Genomic DNA, 204 nt, shown 5'->3' with positions numbered 1-204 from the left:
ACTATCATCGGCGCAAAGTCGTTTCACGGTCCTGTTCGGGATGGGAAGGGGTGGGACCGACTTGCTATGGTCATCAGGCATTGAACTGTACGGGCCGCGTCTTATCGTAAGACGTTGCCCAGAATCTGGGAGAAGTAAGTAGGTGGGTAATGAAGTTGTGTATCAACGAACGTCTCAACGTACTTCTTATTCACCATAACCTGC

At 50.0% G+C, this 204-nt stretch carries 1 rRNA gene; it reads right to left on the bottom strand.

Annotated features, from left to right (window positions below):
* Positions 1–78, bottom strand: a 5S ribosomal RNA gene (gene rrf / locus F8197_RS29550); the annotation flags it as partial.
* Positions 79–204 lie beyond the last annotated feature (126 nt).

Source organism: Duganella sp. FT27W, from assembly GCF_009295655.1.
In the GTDB taxonomy this organism is placed as follows: Bacteria; Pseudomonadota; Gammaproteobacteria; order Burkholderiales; family Burkholderiaceae_D; genus Rugamonas; species Rugamonas zoogloeoides.
Note: the sequence above shows the minus strand (reverse complement) of the source record. Positions and strands in the feature narration are given on the sequence as shown.